Annotated in this window: 30 protein-coding genes; 24 read left to right on the forward strand and 6 right to left on the reverse strand. The window is 64.7% G+C overall.

What is annotated here, in order from left to right:
* Positions 1–7: 7 nt before the first annotated feature.
* From llg_RS21820 to llg_RS21840, 5 genes are all read right to left on the reverse strand, one after another.
* The gene (locus llg_RS21820; protein ID WP_338287187.1) at positions 8–253 is read right to left on the reverse strand and encodes a hypothetical protein; all 246 of its coding nucleotides are present in this window, start codon (positions 251–253) and stop codon (positions 8–10) included.
* A 2-nt stretch (positions 254–255) separates the two neighbouring features.
* Positions 256–522: a hypothetical protein gene (locus tag llg_RS21825; RefSeq protein WP_338287189.1), complete on the reverse strand. Its 267-nt coding sequence runs from the start codon at positions 520–522 to the stop codon at positions 256–258.
* 1 nt (position 523) lies between these two features.
* Positions 524–736 carry a hypothetical protein gene (locus llg_RS21830; RefSeq protein WP_338287190.1) on the reverse strand — a complete coding sequence of 71 codons (213 nt, stop codon included), beginning with the start codon at positions 734–736 and terminating at the stop codon, positions 524–526.
* Between the two features lie 359 nt (positions 737–1,095).
* On the reverse strand, positions 1,096–1,299 hold the full coding sequence (locus llg_RS21835) for a hypothetical protein (protein WP_338287191.1): 204 nt from the start codon (positions 1,297–1,299) through the stop codon (positions 1,096–1,098).
* Positions 1,296–1,535 (reverse strand): hypothetical protein, encoded by a 240-nt coding sequence (locus llg_RS21840; RefSeq protein ID WP_338287192.1) that lies wholly within the window; start codon positions 1,533–1,535, stop codon positions 1,296–1,298. The genes llg_RS21835 and llg_RS21840 overlap by 4 nt, the downstream gene beginning before the upstream one ends.
* A 54-nt stretch (positions 1,536–1,589) precedes the next feature.
* On the opposite strand from llg_RS21840, the gene llg_RS21845 reads away from it, so the two are divergent.
* The 17 genes from llg_RS21845 (at position 1,590) to llg_RS21925 (ending at position 14,145) form a co-directional block, all read left to right on the forward strand.
* Positions 1,590–2,441 (forward strand): LexA family transcriptional regulator, encoded by an 852-nt coding sequence (locus tag llg_RS21845; RefSeq protein ID WP_338287193.1) that lies wholly within the window; start codon positions 1,590–1,592, stop codon positions 2,439–2,441.
* 3 nt (positions 2,442–2,444) lie between these two features.
* Positions 2,445–3,056 (forward strand): hypothetical protein, encoded by a 612-nt coding sequence (locus llg_RS21850; RefSeq protein WP_338287194.1) that lies wholly within the window; start codon positions 2,445–2,447, stop codon positions 3,054–3,056.
* Between the two features lie 27 nt (positions 3,057–3,083).
* The gene (locus llg_RS21855; RefSeq protein WP_338287195.1) at positions 3,084–3,371 is read left to right on the forward strand and encodes a hypothetical protein; all 288 of its coding nucleotides are present in this window, start codon (positions 3,084–3,086) and stop codon (positions 3,369–3,371) included.
* Between the two features lie 131 nt (positions 3,372–3,502).
* Positions 3,503–4,039: a hypothetical protein gene (locus llg_RS21860; protein ID WP_338287196.1), complete on the forward strand. Its 537-nt coding sequence runs from the start codon at positions 3,503–3,505 to the stop codon at positions 4,037–4,039.
* Positions 4,040–4,165: 126 nt separating this feature from the next.
* Entirely contained in the window at positions 4,166–4,318 is a 153-nt protein-coding gene (locus llg_RS21865) for a hypothetical protein (RefSeq protein WP_338287197.1), read from the forward strand.
* Positions 4,311–4,934: a M15 family metallopeptidase gene (locus tag llg_RS21870; protein ID WP_338287198.1), complete on the forward strand. Its 624-nt coding sequence runs from the start codon at positions 4,311–4,313 to the stop codon at positions 4,932–4,934. Before llg_RS21865 ends, llg_RS21870 begins: the two co-directional genes overlap by 8 nt.
* Positions 4,931–5,257, forward strand: a complete 327-nt coding sequence (locus tag llg_RS21875; RefSeq protein WP_338287199.1) for a hypothetical protein — start codon at positions 4,931–4,933, stop codon at positions 5,255–5,257. The genes llg_RS21870 and llg_RS21875 overlap by 4 nt, the downstream gene beginning before the upstream one ends.
* 8 nt (positions 5,258–5,265) lie before the next feature.
* On the forward strand, positions 5,266–5,727 hold the full coding sequence (locus llg_RS21880; RefSeq protein ID WP_338287200.1) for a hypothetical protein: 462 nt from the start codon (positions 5,266–5,268) through the stop codon (positions 5,725–5,727).
* Entirely contained in the window at positions 5,724–5,990 is a 267-nt protein-coding gene (locus llg_RS21885; protein ID WP_338287201.1) for a hypothetical protein, read from the forward strand. Before llg_RS21880 ends, llg_RS21885 begins: the two co-directional genes overlap by 4 nt.
* Before the next feature lie 8 nt (positions 5,991–5,998).
* Entirely contained in the window at positions 5,999–6,532 is a 534-nt protein-coding gene (locus llg_RS21890) for a hypothetical protein (RefSeq protein ID WP_338287202.1), read from the forward strand.
* A complete protein-coding gene (locus llg_RS21895) occupies positions 6,529–8,532 on the forward strand; it encodes a hypothetical protein (protein ID WP_338287203.1) in 2,004 nt (667 codons plus the stop codon). Before llg_RS21890 ends, llg_RS21895 begins: the two co-directional genes overlap by 4 nt.
* Before the next feature lie 145 nt (positions 8,533–8,677).
* The gene (locus llg_RS21900) at positions 8,678–10,762 is read left to right on the forward strand and encodes a DUF935 family protein (protein WP_338287204.1); all 2,085 of its coding nucleotides are present in this window, start codon (positions 8,678–8,680) and stop codon (positions 10,760–10,762) included.
* Positions 10,759–11,766 (forward strand): phage protease, encoded by a 1,008-nt coding sequence (locus tag llg_RS21905; RefSeq protein WP_338287205.1) that lies wholly within the window; start codon positions 10,759–10,761, stop codon positions 11,764–11,766. The genes llg_RS21900 and llg_RS21905 overlap by 4 nt, the downstream gene beginning before the upstream one ends.
* Positions 11,767–11,811: 45 nt before the next feature.
* Positions 11,812–12,384: a hypothetical protein gene (locus tag llg_RS21910; RefSeq protein WP_338287206.1), complete on the forward strand. Its 573-nt coding sequence runs from the start codon at positions 11,812–11,814 to the stop codon at positions 12,382–12,384.
* Positions 12,385–12,426: 42 nt separating this feature from the next.
* Complete coding sequence (locus tag llg_RS21915) at positions 12,427–13,356, forward strand: hypothetical protein (RefSeq protein WP_338287207.1); 930 nt, start codon at positions 12,427–12,429, stop codon at positions 13,354–13,356.
* Between the two features lie 94 nt (positions 13,357–13,450).
* On the forward strand, positions 13,451–13,900 hold the full coding sequence (locus llg_RS21920) for a phage protein Gp36 family protein (protein WP_338287208.1): 450 nt from the start codon (positions 13,451–13,453) through the stop codon (positions 13,898–13,900).
* A gap of 56 nt (positions 13,901–13,956) precedes the next feature.
* Positions 13,957–14,145, forward strand: coding sequence for a hypothetical protein (locus llg_RS21925; RefSeq protein ID WP_338287209.1), 189 nt, complete (start codon positions 13,957–13,959; stop codon positions 14,143–14,145).
* A gap of 7 nt (positions 14,146–14,152) precedes the next feature.
* On the opposite strand, the gene llg_RS21930 is transcribed toward llg_RS21925, so the two are convergent.
* Positions 14,153–14,806, reverse strand: a complete 654-nt coding sequence (locus llg_RS21930; RefSeq protein ID WP_338287210.1) for a hypothetical protein — start codon at positions 14,804–14,806, stop codon at positions 14,153–14,155.
* A gap of 45 nt (positions 14,807–14,851) precedes the next feature.
* Here llg_RS21930 and llg_RS21935 point away from each other — a divergent pair, with 45 nt between their 5' ends.
* Genes llg_RS21935 through llg_RS21965 form a run of 7 tightly spaced genes read left to right on the forward strand, consistent with a single transcriptional unit; the run spans position 14,852 to position 20,535 of the window.
* Positions 14,852–15,811 (forward strand): hypothetical protein, encoded by a 960-nt coding sequence (locus tag llg_RS21935; RefSeq protein ID WP_338287211.1) that lies wholly within the window; start codon positions 14,852–14,854, stop codon positions 15,809–15,811.
* Positions 15,808–16,380, forward strand: a complete 573-nt coding sequence (locus tag llg_RS21940; protein WP_338287212.1) for a hypothetical protein — start codon at positions 15,808–15,810, stop codon at positions 16,378–16,380. The genes llg_RS21935 and llg_RS21940 overlap by 4 nt, the downstream gene beginning before the upstream one ends.
* A gap of 1 nt (position 16,381) precedes the next feature.
* Positions 16,382–16,870, forward strand: a complete 489-nt coding sequence (locus llg_RS21945; protein WP_338287213.1) for a hypothetical protein — start codon at positions 16,382–16,384, stop codon at positions 16,868–16,870.
* Between the two features lie 30 nt (positions 16,871–16,900).
* Entirely contained in the window at positions 16,901–17,083 is a 183-nt protein-coding gene (locus tag llg_RS21950; protein ID WP_338287214.1) for a hypothetical protein, read from the forward strand.
* A gap of 30 nt (positions 17,084–17,113) precedes the next feature.
* Positions 17,114–17,674, forward strand: a complete 561-nt coding sequence (locus tag llg_RS21955; RefSeq protein WP_338287215.1) for a hypothetical protein — start codon at positions 17,114–17,116, stop codon at positions 17,672–17,674.
* 18 nt (positions 17,675–17,692) lie between these two features.
* Positions 17,693–18,136: a hypothetical protein gene (locus tag llg_RS21960; protein WP_338287216.1), complete on the forward strand. Its 444-nt coding sequence runs from the start codon at positions 17,693–17,695 to the stop codon at positions 18,134–18,136.
* Positions 18,137–18,174: 38 nt separating this feature from the next.
* Positions 18,175–20,535, forward strand: a complete 2,361-nt coding sequence (locus tag llg_RS21965; protein ID WP_338287217.1) for a hypothetical protein — start codon at positions 18,175–18,177, stop codon at positions 20,533–20,535.
* Positions 20,536–20,537: the final 2 nt, after the last annotated feature.

Below are 20,537 nucleotides of genomic sequence, written 5' to 3' on the forward strand. Positions count from 1 at the left end.
GTGGAAATCAGGAAAGGGATTCAGCGGATTCGGAGAGGCTGGCGGCGCGGCGTTCGCGCCAGGCGTCCTTCCATTCGGCGAGCTTGCGCTCCTGGCTGGTGCGGTTCCGCAGCCACCGGTCGCAGGCGCGGTCGAAGTCGTAGAACTCGTAGAGGGTCGGGCTTTCGTCCCGGGCCATGCGGTCTTCGGTGATGCGGTCGATGCCGATGGCGAGGGGCACCCCTCCGGCGGACGATGCGGGGCGGCGGCTCATGGTCAGGCGCGTTCGATGGGGCAGCGGGCGATCCGGCGGGCGGGGCGGTTGAGGCGGGCCGGGCCGTCGTTCGACTCGATGAAGAGGAAGAGTCGGTGCAGCGCGTTGCAGCCCTTGGCGATGATCACGACCGCGACGGCCAGGATCAGGAGGGCGAGGATGCCGAGGCCGGATTCCACGCAGAGGAGGACCGCACCGGCGGTGAGCGCAGCGGTGCCGATGAGGGCCACGGCGATCGCGGGGATGGCAAAGCACGCGAGGGTTTTCATGTCAGTGGGTGCGGGTGATGAAGGACCGGCGGATGGCTTCCAGGGCGAGGGCTTCGGCCCGCTGGATCTCGCGGATGGTCATGCCGAGTTCGCGGGCGAGCTGGCGTTGGGAGATCCGCCCGGGCGGCGGCACTTCGCCGGACGCCTGGCGCTGGTGCAGGGAGAGCACGCGCTGATCGAAGGCGAGTTGTTCGGGGGTGCGATCGTCGGACATGGGTGAGGGTGATCAGTGGGCTTGAGGGGGAACGGACGGACGGCCACAGTCCGGGCATGGACGAGGAACTAGTGAGACTGCGGGAACGAGTTGCCGCGCTTGAAGCCCGGCTAGAAGAGCAGGCAAAGCAGCACCGATGGCTCGTAGATCTGTTCCACCAGCGTGACCGCTTGGTGCATGAGACATGGTGCCAAACCACGGAGATCCTGCGGCTGGCCTGGGAGTGCTTCGGGACCCGAGCAGCCAGCTCACTGCCTGCGACGCCGTCAGCAGCTCCGGCGCAAGACCCAGGTCCTCCACGCAATCCCCCAGCAGGACCCGGATCAGGAGAAGGCGGTTGAAGGTGTCGTCGGTCATGATCAGCGGGTGGCTTGCTGTTGGTGGCGGGTGAGGACGGCGATGGCTTCGGTGAGGCCGCGGGCGTAGTTCCGGTGGGTCGCTCCGGATTCGATCCACTTCCGAGCCGTGGCCTCGCGGGCCATTTCCCGTTCATCGTCGCGCAGCTCGGTCAGCTCGCGGATCGCCGCCGCGAAGGCATCGGTGTTAGAGGCGGGGGTGGTCATGGCTGTTGCTTCAGCACTTCCTCCAGTTGGAGTTGACGTTCTTCCGCGTCTTTAAGCGTGGCTTCCAAATTCGAAGCCGCCACTCGCTCGGCCGAGCCACTTGGAAACAAGAGGCACAATCCGTGAGCCACCATGATGCGGCGACTAATCGGAAGGCCCTCCGAATGGGAGAGGGAGAGACTCGCCACCTCTCGGCGGCATTCGTCGTCAAAATTCTTGTCGATCGAATCGCTCATCGGATGCCGAGTTCGCTGAGGATCAAGTTCAGGGTCTTAGGATTTTCCCCGTGATTGATCGCTCGGTTTACGGTGTTGCGGGCACGGCCGATGGCCTTGGCGAGGTCGCTTTGGGTCCAGCCCTTTCGAGCCAGCTCCACATCGACGGCGCGCCTGCGGGTCTCCGTAGCTTTTGGTTTTTGGTTGCGGGCTCCTGTCATTTCTGAACAACTTGTTCAGCGGCACAGTGAACTTTCTGTTCATTGGCGCAAGACAAAAATGAACTCTTCTGAAACCTTTGTTCAGCGATTTGCCGTCCTGATGGCCAAACGTGGGATCAAAAGTCGGGCCGAATTGGCCACGTTGCTTAATATTTCAAGGACTCAGCTTCACTACATCGAGAAGGGAGAGAAAGATCCTCAGCCTCGAATTTTGGAAAGATTGAACGAATTGGAGAGAGAGTCAGGAATTCAAGGTGAGCAATTTGTTCAGATCGCTCAAGTGGGAGAAGCTCCCCCGCCAAGGTTTCCACCGAAAAGAACGACTCGCTACATTCCCGTGATCGGGATGGCCCACGCTGGAGAAGCGCAGAGCTACGAAGAGCTCCATTGTGATCCAGAGGACCACGTGCCCACCGAATGCCGCGACGAGAAAGCATTCGCGGTCCGGCTGGAAGGCGACTCGATGGAGCCGGAATACAAAGAGCGCGATCTCCTGATCTTGATGCCGGAGCGCCGCATTTACACGAACTGCCTGGCTGTGTTGAAGCTGGCCAACGACGGGGTGGTGTTTCGCCGAATTGAAATTCGCGGCGACACGATCCGATTGATCCCGCTGAACAGGCGCTATGAGCCTGACGTGATCGAAAAGAAGGATGTCACGTGGGCCTATCCGGTTTACGGCATGTGGAGACAAATCACCAACTGACCCATGAAGGATTCTCTCCCTTTTCAATTGGGCGTATTGACGGTGACCGCGCTGCTGCTGGTGAGCTGCGACAAAAGCGATGACGTCAAGCCGCTGACCTCCAGCGCTCAGCCGGACTCGGTTTTAAAGAACCCTGAGATTCGCCGGGAAATACGCAATCTTGACGGCGCGGCGTTGCTAGTTGAGGTGAACGAATTGCTTGGGAAGCGGGTCAAGGCTGTCCAGCAACGTATGGAAATCCGACAGGAAAAAAGCAGGGCTCTAAGATTGGGCCCGATGCCAGAAGAGCAGGACAGGAAAACCAAGGAGCTGGAGCTCGACTCGGACATCGCCTGGAAGCTGCTAGACCAGAAGCGCGCCAACCTGGATCGGGATGCTGAGAAGTCCGACAATCTACAGCTCCATCTCATGCTGGAACAAGACGATCACCTTGGCAAAGCCGACAAGTTTGACGCTGAGTCTCATGAACAGGCCTTGGATTTCAAACGTGACCCGGCAGGGGCAACGAAGGTTTCCTTGGCTCTGGGGGATAAGGCCCGTTTCGAGCTGAACGAGGCTGTCCGATTGCAACGCGAGTGCGCGGAGATCAGGGCAAAGCAAGCCGCCCAAAAGTAAAAAATCCGGCTGTGCTATAGTCGGGGCATGAGGCCCGACGGGAATCACGAGCTGGACGCCCTGCCCCTGTTTTCCTGGGCAGAGGAGAAGCACGTGGTATCCCCGCGCACGGGGGCGAAGTTGCCGCGCTGGGGCAGCGTGGCGAAGGCGTGCGAGCTGCTCGACGATTGCGACCGGGAAACGATCTACATCCTGATCAAGTCCGGCGCGATCCGCGGCTACAAGCGGCGGCCGGACCGGGAGAACTCGCATTGGCGGGTCGATCTCCTGTCCGTCTGGCACCACAAGCAGAGCCAGTTCAGGCAGATCGGTTAGAGCCTCCGGAGGCGGTTTTCGGGGGTGCCTCCGGACCGAGTAGCGGCAAGTGGAGGTAGGTGGAGGCGGGTGGCGAATCAACCGCCGCGGGGTCCGGCAAGGTGGGCTCCTCGCAAGAAACCACCCACCCCATGAACGACCGACTCCAATCCCACGTCCGGCACATCCTGACCGCGTTGTTCGCCGGTCTCGTCCTGTTCCTGAAACACAAGTTCATCTCCCAAGGCGCGCTGATCGACATGGTCGGCACGAGCCTCAACAACGCGATCGATCCGGCCACGCTGGTGATCGCCGGTTACATCGGCTCCGTCCTGGTGAAGGCCGTGGGCAAGTGGCCGTGGCTTTCCTTCTTCATCGGCAAAGGCGCGGGCTCCGGGGGGAGCGCCGCGCTGATGCTGGTGACCTGCACGGCGTTCGCGCTCCTGGCGGTGTCGCTGACGTCGTGCAGCACCACTTCCATCACGCGGACCGACGCGAAGGGCTACAAGGTCGTGACCGAGACGAAGGCCCTGGACACGGGTTTCGCCTCGCTGGCCGGGCAGCTCATCCAGGGGCTGACGGGTGCCAAGGCCCCGAAGCCACCGAAGGCGGCGAAGGTGCAGCCGATGCCGATCCGCGTGCTTCCGAAGGCGGAAGCGGAAGCCGCCGTGGTGAACGCCACGAAGTGACCCCTTTGCGGCGAGCGGTGCCGATGCGCACCGCGTGAGGGCAGAGATCCGCGAGCCGGATCGAGGACGCCCCGCCGCACAACTTTCCAACCACGGGACAGGAATGTCCCTGCCCCCAGCCAGCGCATGCAGACCGCCGCGATCGATTTCCACCACCCGTTTTTCGGCACGCTGATCGGCGTGCTGATGATGGCCGGAATCGTCGGCCTGCTGTTCCGCATGCTGCTGCGCGCCCTCGATCGAACCCACGGCATCAACCCTTCCAAAGACGATGAGTGATCTCCCACAACTCACCCGCCAGATCCAGGCGCGCCTCGGCGTGACGGTGGATGGCACCTACGGCCCGGCCACGGCCGCCGCCATCCTGGCCGCGCTGCCCGCTCCGGCGGTCGCCACGCCCGCACCGATCCCGCCCTCCGGCGACATCGACAGCCGCACGGCCGGAGTCTTCGCGAAGCTCGATCCGAAGATCGTGCCGAACTTCCGCGACTTCTATCGCCAGGCCAATGCCCGGCTTGCCGATCGCGGGCTCTCCTACGTCGCGGTGCAGGGCACCCGCACGATGGCCGAGCAACAGGCGCTCTACAACCAGGGTCGCACCACGCCGGGTCAGATCGTCACCAAGGCCAAGCCGGGTTCCTCCTGGCACAACTTCGCCGTCGCCGTCGACTTCGGGGTGTTCCGTGGCGGCAGCTATCTGGACGAGCACGAGCCGGGCCTCGCCGACAAGATCCATCGCGAGATCGCGACAGCCTTGGCGGATGAATGCGGCCTCGCCTGGGGCGGTGACTGGACGTCGATCAAGGATTTCCCGCACTACCAGCCCGCGTCGTTGCCCGCCTCGCCCAACGACCACTACCGCGAACTCTTCCAAGAGAAAGGGTCCGTGCTGTGATCGATCCATTCGCCGAACTCGTGCATGCCAGAGGCTGCGGTTGCGCGGATTGCCAGGGAGCGCGCCCGGGACCGCCGATCAAGTTCGCGGCCCCGGTTGTTGCCGCCGGTGCTCCGGTGATCTGCAACGGCGAGCTGATGTTCCGGCAGGCCTGCGACGCCACGAGCCGCCGCGAGTTCGTGATGGGAGTCACGTCCAGCTCGCTGCGTGAGCTGGACGCCTACCTGGAACGCAAGGCGGTGCTCACCGGCACGCCTGGCGACCTGTGGGCGGACGTGATCCACGAGATCCGCAGGCGGTGGTTGAAGGGAGGTGCGCAGTGATGTTGGCGATGATCCTCGCCGAAGCGGCGGCCGCTCCGGATTCCCAGCTCTCCGGCGAGTGGGTGCTCAAGATGATCGGCGCGCTGTTCGCAGGGCTCGCCCTGATCGTTCCCGCCCTGGTCGGCGTGCACCGTCACGCCACGACGAAGGAGCGTGAGCGCCATCGCAACGTCACGGTGCAGGCCCCGTTCCCCACGGTCTCGGTGCAGGCGAACAACCCGCCGCATCCATCCTGGGACCAGCACCAGGCGCTGGCCGCCCGCGTCGATCTGATCGAGACGGCCGTGGAGAAGCTCCGCACGGAGCAGGCCGCCCAATTCAAGGAGATCATCACCTCCGGCCACGAGCGGGAGAAGAACATCACCGCCGCCTTCAACGACAAGATCGATGACGTCGCCCGCGATTGGCACGGCCGCCTCGATCTCATCTTCCTGCACTTCGGCATCAAGACCCCATCGCGCAAGCAATGAACCCGCAACGCACATCCCAGATCCGCAAAAGCATCCTCACCGCGCTCAAGCGGGCGGATGGGTATGCCCTGGTGGACGAGTCGCTGCGTTCCCACGTGAACGGCCTGACCCGCCCGCCCATCGAAGACGACGAGTGGACCGAGCACATCCAGTGGCTGGAGGAGACCAAGCGCATCGTGAAGGTGCCCTGCGAGATCGATGAAACGATCGTGCAATGGGCGATCACGGAGCGGGGCGAAGGACTGTTGGCCAAATTCAACTGACCGGGTGAATGCTGGACCCAGATCAAGATCCGCGCCCGGACGCGAAACTGCAGAACCTCTCCGACGAGGAGCACGAGGTGCTGTGGCGCTTCCGCCATCCGGAGAAAGGCGGCAAGAAGCTGAAGCTCGATGCCATCCTGGTGGAAATTCCATTGCGCTACGGCTTCACCGTGGCGTTGTCCACCTTGTCGGACTTCTATCGCTGGCTGGCATTCAGGCGGCGCATTGCCGAGGCGAAGCGCCGGGCGAACCAAGCGAAGGCCGAGCTGGCGAACGATCCGAGCATCACGCCGGAGGAGCTGGACCGTGTGGCGCAGATCGTCTTCACGTCCGAGGCCACCGAGAACCTGGACATCAAGGGCTACGTCGCCCTGGCGAAGCTGCGGCTGGCCAAGGAGAAGCACTCCCTGGAGCGGCAGAAGCTGGAGCTGGCGACGAAGACCAAGTTGGAAGCCGGACTCGATGCCTTGCTGGGCGAGATCCAGGGCAACGACGCGGCAATGAAGATCTGGAAGCAGCTCAAGGAGGTGCTGGCGCAATGAGCCTGATCAATCGCCTCGACGAACGGCTGGCGAAGGACGGCACCAAGGAGGTGCCTAAGATCGGCAGCTTCCGGGAGTTCCTCGAAAAGCACGCCAGGGCGCGGACGCCCGATGGCCGTTACGTGCCGTATTCCCTGGAAGGGCGCGAGGCGCTGATTCCGGTCATCGAATACATCGACCTGGTGCTCGGCTCCCACACGGGCGTGCCGCTGGAGGATTCCGTGCTGGCTCTGTGCGGCGGCGCGCAGTTCGGCAAGACGATCCTGGAACTGAACCTGATGGCCTACATGACGGCGATCCGGTTCCAGAACGTGGGCCTCTACCTGCCGGACGAGAACCTGGTGGAAGGCGTGGTCGATTCGAAGCTGCGGCCGGACGTCATCCAACAGATCGATTTCCTCGGCCCGCTGATGACGGTGGGCAAGGCCAAGGACAACCGTGGCCGGGCGCTCAACCGTAAGGGCGCATTCTCCGTGAATGATGGCAAACGCAACGCCGTGGGGATGATCATGGGGATGAACAAGATCCCCACGACCTTCTCGATGGAGCTGGCCGCCGAGGATGAGAAGGACGACATCCCGCCGAAGAACTCGAAGTATCTCGTGGGCCGCATGGCGGCGGGCAAGCTGCGCTTCCGCATCTCGATCGGCACCCAGCGCATGCACGGTGCCGGGCAGAACAAGGAGTGGGAGGACGGCAGCCAGGGCATTTCCGTTTTCGATGTGGGCGGCGGCAAACAGATCCGCCTGGAAACCTCGTGGCCGCAATGCTGCCGCCTGGCGGTGGATGGCGTGCCGAAGCCGAGCGATCCGAAGCTGACCCACACCGGCCAGTTCGAGAACGAGAAGAAGGAACGCTGGCCCTACAAGCCCGGCCAGGTGTTCTACCTCGCCGATCCGGAGACGGGAGCGGTGGTGGACCGCCGCAAGCCGATCGAGAAGCACCTGGTGCCGGATCGCATCGAGATGCGGAATGTGTCCTTCACGATTCCGCAGCTCGCGATCGACGCGATCGATCTCAACCAGATCGTGAGCCGCTGGCAGGCGGCGGTCATCGATCCGGACAGCATGATCGTGTTCTGCTGCGAGGTGCTGGCCTTGCCGAAGAACGCCACGCAGGCGCTGTCCCCGGAGATCCTGATCCGCAGCCGCGGGGCGGGAGAACCGTTCAACTTCGCGCTGGCGCTGCGCCCTGGTACCACCGGTTACGGCGGACTGGACACGGGCAACCGCTGCTGGTTCGTGGCCCGCGAGGTCGCCAGCGAGGTGGAGAAGCGCATCGTCCACGCCGAGGAGATCCCGATTGCCGACGTCGTGCGGCGGGCCGAAACGCTCTTCCACAAGATCGGTCTGACGGCGTTGTTCGTCGACGCCCGCCCGGCGGTGAACGAAGCGCGCCAGCTCTGCTACAAGCTCAACGGCCTGGAAGGCATCAAGTGGCCGAAGGTTTCCGATCCGGAGAACTCGCGGATCGAGTTCCCCGGCGGCCTGGTGTGGGACGGCAAGAACAGCGAATGGAAGGGGCTCAAGTGCGCGGTGGTCGAGTTCACGCGGCCCCAGGGCGGCGGCATCGTCCAGGAGATCGGGCAGGAGCAGGCCGACGGCATCACGCGCTACTATCCGGTCATCAAGTGCAACCGCTTCGACACGATCGACCGCGTGGTGAATGAATTCCTGACGCCGGAGGAGAACGTCTATCGCCAGCACAAGGGCGAGGTGTTCCAGGAACCGGTGATGCGCCTGCCGGTGCAGCCGCCGGGAAGCCCGGCCATCCTGCAGACGCTGGACCGCCATCTGATCACCGGATCGGCCCGCGAGGAGAAGAACGGTGAGAAGGGCGACTATGTCGACAAGTGCGAGAACCACCTGACCCTGGCAGACGCCTATTCCGGCCTCGCGGAGCAGGTGGTGAAGGCGGCCGTGGGCAAGCGCGCCCCGATCAAACCACGCCCGGGCGGCAAGCGGACCCGGAACAAGGAAAGGAGCCTCAAAGGGGTATGAGCGAGAAACGCGCCAGAATCGATTTTAAGGGGGGGTTAGATTTGGGAGCCAAGATCATCCGGCTTTCCGTTCCTAACCGTTTTGCAACGGGTTTGCGCCGTTTTGCAACGGGGTCCGCGACCCTTCCGGGGAAGGAGGTCCGCCGATGAGCCGGGAAACCACCCTTCCGACCCGTTCCGGCGGGTTCTTCGGCCGGATGCGCGGCATCGTGAACCGGGCGGTGATGTCTGTCAGCTACCGATTCCACGTGGCGGCGGCGAACTCGTGGCGGGACACCTACAATCCGCTGCGGAGCCTCACCATCCAGCGGGCCGTGTGCCTGCTGGAGGAAGGCGAGCGCGGGGCGTTCGCGGACCTGATGTGGACCTACCGCTACATCGAGATGCAGGACGCCACCCTGGGCGCTCTGATCGAGCGCCGGACGTCCGCCATCCAGGAGCTGGATTGGAACATCGTGATGCGGGTCGACGTTCCGGCGGGGAAGACCGGCGTGGCCAAGCGCCAGAAGGCCGCGCTGGAGGCGACCTACAAGCGGATCAAGAATCTCAGCGCCGCCTTCGAGCATCTCGCGATGGCGAGCTTCCGTGGCTTCTCCCGGCTGGAGAAGGTGACCAACGGCGATGGCGAGATCATCGCGCTCGCTCCCGTGGACCAATGGTTCTGGGTGCGCCAGGGGCTTTACGGTGCCTGGAAATACAACCGCAGCGCGACGTTCGGCACCAATGCCGGCGAAGAGGTTCCGGAGCCGCGATTCATTTCCCGCGAGGTGGCCCGGCCGATCAACCGCGTGGCGCTCATCGCCTACGTCCGGAAGGGCCTGTCTCAAAAAGACTGGGACGGCTTTATCGAACAGTTCGGCATCCCGGCCGTCTTCATCGTGATGCCGGAGAACGTTCCGTCCGACAAGGAGGACGAGTATCTCGAAGCGGCCGACCAGATCACCAGCGACGGCCGTGGCGTGTTGCCCGGCGGGTCGAAGGTCGAAACCGTCGACAACGGAGCGCGTGGCAACAATCCGTTTAAAGAACATCTCGCCTACCAGGATGAACAGGTGGTGCTGCGTGGCACCGGCGGGATGCTCACGATGCTGGCGCAGAGCGGCAGCGGCACCCTCGCGGGCAATGCGCATGCCGATACCTTCGCCGCGATCGCCCGGGCCGAGGCCGCGGAGATCTCCGAGATCCTGCGAGCCGCCATCGACGCCGAGGTGATCGAAGCGGAAACACCGGGCGAGGAAGCCTGGGCGCGCTTCGAGCTGGCGGCCAACGAAGAACAGGACAGCAGCCAGGTGGTGAAGGATGCGTGCCTTCTCAACAGAAGCGGCTTCACCGTCGACCCGGCCTACATCGAAGAGAAGACCGGATACAAGATGGTGCTCGCCCCGTCCGTGCAGACTCCCGAGGGGAAACTGCTCAACCGACTGATGGGCCTGGCGGGCCGGACCAGCCGCAACGACTTCAAGCGCCATCCCGAGGACATGCTCCGGATCGTGGGGAACATCTTCAATCGCCAGCCCTCCGAGGAAGGATGGAAGAAGTTCGGCCGTGAGACCGGCACCCTGGGCATCCCGCGGGAGATCATGCCGCAGATCCAGAGCGGCAACCGGGCGGCGATGGTAAACTTCCTTCGCGCCCGTGGCATCGACTACACCAAGGAGTCGGTGAAGCCCGCGGACCTCAAGCCGACGCAGGCCGAGTATTCGCCCGCGAAGGTGGCGGCCGCGAAGGCCCACCAGGGCGCGCAACGCGCCATCCTGATTTCGTCCGACAACCACGTCGTCGACGGGCATCACCAGTACAAGTCCGCCCTGGAAGACGGACCGAACGTGCCGATGGATGTGTTCCGGATCGACGCGCCGATCATGGCGGTCATCGGCCTGCTGCTCCAGATGGAGAGCACCGGCCAGGCGCTGATGAACCGGCACTACTCCGCCGAGAACGGCGACACCTTCCAAGACTTCATCCGGGCGGTGCGCGGCGACAAGGAGGCCGATGCCATGGGCCGGACAGCCTCGATGCAAAAGCTTTGCAACGCCCTTTCCGCGGACTTGCAGCCGCTCGGCGAAGCCCTGGCAGGTGCCCTCGCGGCCGGTGACGAGGCGGCGATGCGGGCGGCGCTGAAGAAGATCTCGGCGGACATGCCCGACTTCCTGCAATCCCCCGAACTGGAGGCCGCTCTGGGCGAGGAGCTGGCAGCCGCCCTGATCCAACCCAAATCCGATTCCGAATGAGCCACCCCATCCACAACCGCAAAGGCGAAGTCCCGGCCGACGGCTGGTTTGAGATCGAAGCCCCCGGCACCTATCCGGCGGGAGTCGATGAAGACGAGAACCCGCGTGAGCAGGTGCTCGATGACATCGCCTTCAAGTCGATCGTCAACCGCTTCCAATCCGACAAGGCGGCCGCCGGTGCCACATGGGCCGGTCTGCTCGTGGACCATGACCATCTGTCCCACGACATGGACAAGAGCACGGCGGCGATGGCCTGGGCGCAGGATGTGCAGGTCCGCAACGGCATCCTGTGCGCGAAGCTCGACCTGACCGACATCGGCGAGCCCGCCGTGAGGAACCGTCGATTCAAGTTCTTCTCCACCGAATACGACGCCGGGGATCTCGAAGACCTCGGCGGCGGCAAGGTGAGGCCGCTGCGTTTGGCGGGACTCGCCTTCACGAACCGCCCCAACAACCGGGGCCGGATCAAACCGATTTCGAACCGTGCCGAGGCTGGTGCCAAGGGCGGGCAGAAAACCGAAACCACAACACAACCGACGATGAAGAACATCGCCACCGCACTGGGGCTGCCCGCCGATGCCGACGAGGCCGCCATCCTTTCCGCGATCGCCAAGCTGAAAAGCGACCAGGCGACCGCCGAAACCGAGAACAAGGAGAACGCCGCTGAGACGATCATGAATCGTTTCGGTGATCGCGTCCCCGAAGCCGCACGCGCTGGCTGGAAAGCGCATCTCATCCTGAACCGCAAGGCCACCGAGGAGCTGATGGAAACCACCTTCCCGAAGCAGGAAGTGAAGGAAGTCGAAAAGAAGCCGGTCGCTCCGATCCACAACCGCGAGAAGGCGAAAGCCCCGGACGCGGTGAGCGATGGCGGCACGGAGCAACAGCAGGCCGCCGGGAAGAAGAAGGCGGCCGCGATCCGCAACCGTGCCGCCGAGATCCAGCGCACCGAACGCATCCCGTGGAACGCGGCCTTCAACCGCGCCGCTGGCGAACTGTCCTGATCCAACCCCACCCACACCCAACCTCAACCCGATAGTTCCGATCCCATGAACTCGAACAAAGCGATCTTCTCGACGCAGAGCAACACCCAGGCCGGGCATATCCCCGGCGAATTCGCCGCGGACCTGACCGGCAAGGAAGGCCTGCTTGCCAAACTGACCAGCGACGGCTTCGCCCTTCCGTCCGCCGCTTCCGACCTCACCCTCTGGATCATCCTGGAAGGCGGGGCAACCTCCGGCACGGTGTTGCCGCTCACGCCGCTGGAGAACGTCCGCGTGCGCGCCAACGGCACCGGAAGCAAAGGCGACATCCTGGTGCTGGCCACCGGCGGCGACCTGGGCAAGGCCACCAAGCTGGCCGCGCAGACGGGACGCCTGTTCGTCCTCGGTATCGCCGAGGAGGACTGGGAGGACGAGCAGCTCGTGCTGTTCCGACCGCATCCTCACTACCTGGACACTGGCTCCGCTCCCACCGCGTTCAGCGGCGCGACTCCGGCGGCCACCGGATCCAGCAACGCGGCGACGCCCTATGGCTTCACCACCTCCGCGCAGGCCGATGCGCTGGTGACCACGGTGCGCGAGATCCGCGCCGCGCTCGTCGCGAAGGGCATCATGGCCTGATCGCTCCAACCCGAACCCTGAACCCACACCTCATCCAAAAACATGAGCAAACTCGCTGAAGTCAGTTCCGATCCGATCCTCAAGGAATACTCCCAGGGGGCCGCCCAATCCGCCACCTCCGCGGTGGCCGATTTCCTCGCTCCGACCGTGCCGGTGGCCACGCTCACCGGCCGTTACAAGGAGTATACCCAGAAGAACCGCTTCCGGATTCCCAATACCGCGCGCGCCCTGGGCGGAAGCGCCACCCAGATCGGCTTCTCCGCCAAGGACAAGACGTTCAACTGCGAACCGCATGCCCTCGATTTCCCGGTGGACAACCTGGAGAAGATCGAGACTGCGGATCTGATGAACGTCATGCAGGAAGGTGCCGACCTGGTGGCGGCGGCCGCCGCCCTGGCGCATGAAAAGAAGGTGATCGACGCGGCCCTGGCCGCGATGGGCAATGGCACCGCGCTGGCGATCACCGCCGGTGACGACATCATCGACCAGATCGACAAGAAGATCACGGCCGTGATCAAGGCCGCGAAATACGGCGGTCTGATGGGCGTGGGCGTCATCTTCGGTGCCGGTGCCTACCGCGTTGCGAAGAACCATCCGTCCGTGAAGTCCCGCTTCGTGGCGGGCGGCAAGGGCCAGTTCGCCGTGCCGACGATCGAACAGTTCAGCCAGCTCCTGATGGCCACCCCGGATGTCCGCCTGAGCCTGATGTGCTACGACGACGCGCCCGAAGGCCTGGCCGAGGACATCCAGTTCACGCTGGACGGCGACATCCTGGTGTTCGCCCGCATGGCCAACCCGACGCGCTTCGACCCGTCCTTCATGAAGACGTTCCGCCTGCGCGGACAGTTCATGGTGCCAGGCACCTATCAGAAGGAAGACGGCCGTGGCGAGGTCGCCAAATACGACTGGTCGGAAGACGTCCAGGTCACGAACGAGGAGGCGGCCGAGCGCCTCACGGTTGCGTTGAACTGATCCCTCCACCCCTGTTCCGGATCTTCTTTCGATCCGCAGGCTCCGTGAAAGCGGAGCCTGTCATCGAGACAAGAACCCTCAATTTCCAATCATCATGTGGATCACCCTGACAACCGACGCGCTGGTCGGCGCGCTGAGCGACACCGAGCGCACCACCTATCGCACGCATGTGGCGGTGACAGGCGGCGTCGATCCGCTGCCGAGCATCCTAGCCGCGGTCACGAAACGGGTGCGCAACGCGATCCGCTCCTGGCATGAGAACCGCCTCGATCCGGACCCGACCACGATCGCGGACGAGTGCGAGGACGCGGCGATCTGCCTGATCCGCTACCGGCTGCTGTCGATGATCGACGAGGCCGTGAGCGAGCCGCGCACCAACGAATGGAAGGACGCGGTGGCGTTCCTGAAAGACGTCCGTGCGGGCCGGGCCTCGATCGAACGCCCGGACGAAAACCCGGAAGCGCCCGCGCCGCCGCCGAGCCCGAGCCCGCGAATCATCGCCCGGCGCAAGCGGTTCAGCCGCGACATGCAGAACGGGATCTGACGGGCGAAGCCCTAAGCACTAAATCCTAAATCCAAATTCCTAAACGAAGAGAAGCCATGCCGAAGAACGTCACCATTTGGGCGCAGCTCGATACCGACAAGGCCGTGCAGATCACCCTCACGGTGGTGGAGCGCGGCACGGGCAACCTCGATCCGGACCGCGAGCGCCAGCCGACCATCACCGAGATGGAGGAAATCACGGGCGTGCTCAACCGGCGCGACTGGACCTTCAACAAGCCGATCTAACATGCTTTCACTTCCACCACTGACGGTCTTCTTCCTCTTCGTCTGCCTCAGCCATGAACGGCGGGTTGACGCGGTGGAAGTGCCGCTCCCGGATGCGCGTTTCGTAAATGTGGCTCTGCTCGAAGCCGGTCGCGGTGACGAATTGAACACGCAAGCGAACCGTCTCGCCGGTGGTTCCCAACCCCCAAGGGTAGCGGATCACGAAAAACTGATAATCACTGTTCGGGGTATCCATGGGATCGACCGTGAAGAGCAGATCCCGGTTCTGCATGCCGCGAAACTGAGCGTCGCCGTCGATCCGGATTTCGAGCTGAGACACCTCGATGTCTTTGCGGAGGTTACAGATGATCAAATGATGGCCGAGATGGGGCAGAGCGTCCAAGGTGGGATGGCCCGGCGTCTTTTCCGGGCATCCGACAACGTTGCCGACGGGGACTCCCCTGAGGTCGGGGCTCTGCACGAGCCCGGTCGCACGGAAGCGCGGCGATTTTGCCAGCCCCTCGTTCTGGCGGTCCAGCCGCTGCAAATCCAGTTGCCGCGACTGAGCCTTGAAGGCCCGGTAGGCCCAGATCGCGGCCACAACCGTGGCGATCGCCTCCACGGAGGCCCAAATCCAATCCACTACTTTACAGGCGAATTCACCGCAGGTCATGCGCGCCATCGTAGCGGCGTGTCCGGACTTAACCATTGGAAATAATCCACGATCTTGCCCTCGACTTCTACAGATCCTGTCTTCGATGCGTTCCGTGCGGCGAACGCCCGCAAGGCGCTGCCGACGCACCTGGACACGGCTGGCCTGCGCCAGCTTTCCGCGGCGGTGCGGGCGCGTGCGGTGTTCACGGCGCGGGGCACGAGCACGATCTACGTGAACGAGCTGAAGCGCGTGGTGGACCTGCTGGCGAGCGGCGACATCGGCATGGCGGATGCGCGGGCGACGTTGATCGAATGCCTGCGCGCCCTGGGCTACACGCCCGAGGGTGGATTCCCCGGCGAGGGAGTCGGCCAGGTGCCGCCCGCGATCCGTGGCTCGCTCCAAGATCTGTCCTCGTTCCGTCGGATGAACCTGACTCTCACGACGCAGGTCGACCTGATGACCAACGCGGGCCTTCAGCGGCGCGGCATGGAGCCGGTGAGGCTCGCGGAGTTTCCCGCGTTCGAGCTGGTGCGGATCTCGCCACGGGCCGCGCCCCGCGATTGGAAGGCGCGCTTCACGATCGTGGGCGGCGTGCTGGTGGACGGCGGCCGCATGATCCTTTTCAAAGGCGATCCGCGCTGGGGCGAACTCGGCTCCTCGGAGAACTTCAATGACGCCCTGGACGTGGACACGCCACCGCTGGCGTTTGGCTCCGGTGTGGGCTGGGAAGAGCGCAGCCACGCGGAGTGCGTGCGCTTCGACATCCGCGGCCCGGAGGGCGAGACGGTCGACGAATGGCTGGCCAGCCCGAAGCGGCCGCGTGTGATCGCGGGCGCGATGCCGCTCCCGGCGCCACGGCTGACGATGCAGGATGTGTCTCCGGATCTGCGCCGGAAGTTCGAGGTGGAGACGATGTCGAAGCCGGTGACGGAAAAGCCGGGGCGCTACGACTACAGCGACCTGCTGGAAGAAAGCCTCGCGGAATCGCAAGCCGCCTATCGCAAAGGCAGAAACGGGAGGGACGGGCAATGAACGTGCAGATCCGTTTCAAGGCCTCGCTCGGCACGGTGGAAGCCCTGCGCGACGGGCTGACCACGATGGAGAACGTCAACGCCCGCCTCGCGGTGGAGGCGATGCAGTTCACGCAGCGTTACCTGCGCGGGCTGAACCGCCACGCCACGGCCGAGGGGCTGGGCGCTGCACCGACGCTGCACCACGAGCGCACGGCCGGTCGACTGGAAGCGGCTTCCGACGAGCAGTTCGCGATCCTGCGCATCCCGCGGTCCTCCGGCCTGGGCCGTGCGTTCCATGACGTCGTCATCCTGCCCGGCAGCGGCCGCCAGTTCCTCACGATCCCGGCGGATGCCCGCACCTACGGTCGACGGGCCGGTGAGTTCGCCCCGGGCGATCTGACCTTCACGATCGTGGGCGGCCGCTATCCGGCGCTGATGTTCACCGATGGCTGGACGGTGGCCTTCTGGCTGGCCCGGAAGGTCGAGCAAAAGCAAGACCGCTCGCTGCTGCCCTCCGACCAGATCTACCGGGCGCTGAGCCGCCGCGTGATCCTCAACTACATCTCCGAACTCCGAGAAGCCGCCTGACATGGGAAAAGCCCGCACACACGCCGCCCTGATCCAAGCACGCCTCGCCACGGCTCCGCTGGTGGACGAGGAGCACCGCGAGCTGCCGACGCCGGTGGACATCACCGGCGTGGACTTCGTCTACGCCCGCCAGGCGCTGCCGGTGGACAAGGTGGCGGAGATCATCGGCCGGACCAAGGGCGTGGTGATCTCGATGACCTACACCGGCTGGAGCCCGCTGGACGCGGCGCAGAAACGCCCCCGCATCACGAAGCACTACGAGCTGACGGTGTGGAGCCGCCCGCTGGTGCTGGAGAGTGGCGAGGAGGCCAAGGCCGACGGCGCGCTCTACGCCGACGACGTGATGGATAGCGTGATCATCCGGCTGTGGAAGTGGCGGCCGGAGGAGGACCACGTGAACGGCGAGGTGGAGATGAAGGGCGGCGACCAGGTGCCCGACAAACGGTTCCTCCTCTACTCCGGCGAGATCTCGATCCCCGCATTCCTCTGACAACCGATTTCCAACAACCCCGAAACCACCATGGCCAAAGAACCAAAGAACGAAACCGAAGTGCTGCTGATCTTCGAAGTGCAGCCCGGGCACAAGCTGAAGCGCGGCAAGGCGCTGTGCTTCCCCGGCACCCAACTGAAGCTCACCCAGGCGGAAGCCGACGCGGTGAACGCGAACCAACCCGGCGCGCTCGCCTACGTGGGCCTCGCCTGATCCGAACCTCCAACCCCGATACCCCATCCCATGACTCCCACCTTCATGCTCGAAGCCGATCTGATCGGCGCGCTCGTGTTCTTCGTGGAGGACGGCACCGAAGTCGACAGCCTGGTTGTCGGCGAGACCGTCATCCCCGACTTCACCCCGATCTCCAACTGGCCCTCGCTGGGTAACATCCAGGAGAGCGGATTCTCCAACGAGGGAACCGACGATCCCTTTTACAGGGTCATGCCGAGCGGCAAGCAGATCAAGGTGCCGCGCAAGTGGACCAACGCCGACATGTTCGCGTTCACGGCCGACGAGATGCACGAGCTGTCCTGGCGGCTGCAGATGGGCCTGCCGAGCAGGATCGTCCTGGGCACCGCGCAATCGCCGGGCACGCTGGACGATCGCCAGATCACCGGCTGGCTCTACGTGCAGGGCCGCAAGGGCGGCAAGGGTGCCGACCGATTCCGCTTCATCTGGCGCGTGCAGCTCCGCCTGCAGGCCGACATCAAGATCGGCCAGAAGTCGGTGAAGGGCGCGCTGATCGCCCACAAGATCGACGAGCTCGATGCGGAAAGCGTCGTGTTCCCGGACCTCGGCTAAGCCCACGCGACCACGGCCATGGCGTTGACCGGAACCCCACCGACCGCACCCGGCACGATCGTGCCCGTCCACACTCCCGGCGCGCCGACCGCGCCCGGGAGCGTGGTGGGTGCAGTCGGTGGGGGATCTCCGGATGCGCCCGACCAGGTGGTGCCGGACTACACCCCCGGCATCGGCGGGCCGCCATCTCCTGTGGGTGTGCCGACCTACAGCGGGACGATGGGTGGAACGCTGACGGCCGTGAGCGCCGGTTGGTTCAACGCGCCGACCTCGATCTCCTACGAGTGGCGAACGCCCGATGTGCTCGGTTCCCACCAGAGCGTGAGCGGCGCGACCATCGACAGCTCCGCGCATGACGGCATCTGGTATCTGCGCGAAACCGCGACCAATGCCCACGGCTCCTTCATCGCGATCTCCAACGCCATCACGCTGCCAGGCGGCGGCGGTGGCGAAGGCTCCTGACTTCATCCCTCCTTCCAACTTCCAACGCATCCGATCCCATGCCCTCCGCTCCTGGTTCCGTCTTTCCTCCGTTCACGCCCGGCACGCCCGATGCCCCGGGCAACATCACCGGCGATCACACGCCAGCTTCTCCGACCGCTCCTGGATCGGTGGTGGTGGACCACAGCGCCGGATCTCCGGACGCGCCGGGAAACGTGGCGGGTGACCACGCGCCGGGATCTCCGACCGCGCCTGGCAGCGTGGTGGGGAATCATCCGATCAGGCCGCCGGAACAAGTCACGGACGCGAGCGTGGCTGCGACGGCGACGATCGGTGGCAGCGTGACGGCGGATACCGGGACGTGGCGGAATCTGCCGACGTTCACCTACCAGTGGTTTGTGAATGACGTGCTTCTGCTGGGGGCAACAGCCAACCCCCTGACGGTGCCCAGTATGTCCGGCGAACTGAAATGCCGCGTGACTGCCTCCAACGGGATCGGCGACTCGGTGGTGGCGTGGACCGGCGTGTGCGCGGTTTACGATGCCGACCTGGTCACCTTCGCCTCGGCGGCGACGGCGGACCCGATCACGGTCCGCTCCAAGAAGGTGCAGCTCGATGAGTGGTTCCGCTGCGCCAAGGCGGTGGGCTTCTGGAACAACCTCGCCTTCTACGCCGCACGCAGTGGATTCGGTGCGGGCTACCCGGCGGGTCCAGCCGGTTACTCCGGATCGACCTACGCGGGCAACCGCAACAGCACGCGCTGGACCATCACGGGCGGCAGCTTCGGCGCGGACGGCACGACGCTGGCGCTGGGAGTGGGCGCGAACCAGACGCAGTATCTCGGGGCGAGCTACGCGCCCTTCTCCGGCGGGAACAATCCGGCCTTCGGCTCCATCGTGCGGGTGGACGATCCCTTTCCCGCGAGCGAAGCGCCCGGGAGCTACATTTACGGCAACGCGGCGCTGACGACGGTGATCGCCACGGGCGGCCAATCGTTGTCCGTGATCAACCTCTCCGCTCCGGTGGCGGGCTATGGCGGAGCGAGCCGGAACTACGCGCCCTGGTCCCTGCAAGGGGCCGGTGCCAATGCCTTCGGCTACTGTGCGAACACGAATGCGGGGGATGGCGGCAGCAGCCGCTGGACCGGGTGCAGCCCGGTGAGCAGCCCCACGCTGCTGCTGTCTTACCGGTCCGTGGGCGAGAACGTGGTGCACGCGGTGCGCAACTCCATCGCCGACACCAACCTTGCCACGCTCTACACGCAGGAGTCCTTCGCGGCCTACGCGAACAACATCCGCTTCACGGCTCCGGCCGTGACCAACGGCCACACGGGCGTTCTCTACGCGGCGGTGCTGCTCTACGGGACCAAGGCGCAGATCGCGGCGCTGCCGCTGGCGCAGATCTGGCCGGTGATGGCGACCACCTACCTGCGCGATCTGGTGGACTACGTGTGCCACGGTGGATTCGGCCAAAGCAACGAGACGGCGGAGTTGACGGCCGCGGACTTTGGCGCGCCGGGCGGGGTGGCCGATCTCAAGAATGTCTCGGTTTCCAACATCAACGCCAACTTCGGAGGGGAGGCGATCTCCCACTATCTGATCGCGTCTGCGACGAACACCGGAAATCTCCAGGCGGACCGGCAGACGGACAGTGACGCGGCCTACAACAGCCCGACCAACGGCTTCCGGATGGTGACGGCCTCCAATGCCTTCGCGGCGATCCTGCCGACCAACGCGCTGGCGCTGGGGCGCACCACCAAGGTGCTGTCCTGGAACCAAGGTGAGAGCGATACGGAATATCGGTTCGAGGCGCTGCGTTACCAGGCGAACCTCACCCAGGTGATCGCCCGGCTGCGTGCGATCCATGGCAGCGACGTGAGGATCATCTATCACCTGGTGGACTACGATCCGCCGTTCCGCACCGCCTCGGGAAACAACCTGACGATCTCCGGTCTGACCGGCGGAGCCAGTGGGGCCAATGGCACCTATGCCATCCAGGCCGCCGCGGGCGAGACGGATTACAACGTGGCCTATGTGTTCACCAAAGGCACCTACACGCTCCAGATCGCCAGCGGCAATTGGGAGCTTCGCAACAGCGGCACGCTGATCATGACTGGCAGCGCCACCAACGCCGCGCACCCGGAACTGGTGGCGAGCTGGACCTTCGCGACGGGCGGCGGCACCCCGGCCTTCGCGGAAACCCGCACCGGCAACATCGAGCAGGTGCGCCAGGCGATCCGGAACGTGGCGGCGGCCGATGCGCTCGGCTGGGTCATCGACACGCGGCCCTTCCCGCGCGACACCGATCCCGGCGGCGATCCCACGGCGGTGCATTATTACAACACCCCGGCGGCCGTGGTGCTCCACGCCGCGGCCATGAAAACGGTGTTCCAGAGCAGCGGGTTCCTCTTGCCGAAGTAAGC

This window comes from Luteolibacter sp. LG18 (assembly GCF_036322585.1).
Lineage (GTDB): Bacteria > Verrucomicrobiota > Verrucomicrobiia > Verrucomicrobiales > Akkermansiaceae > Luteolibacter.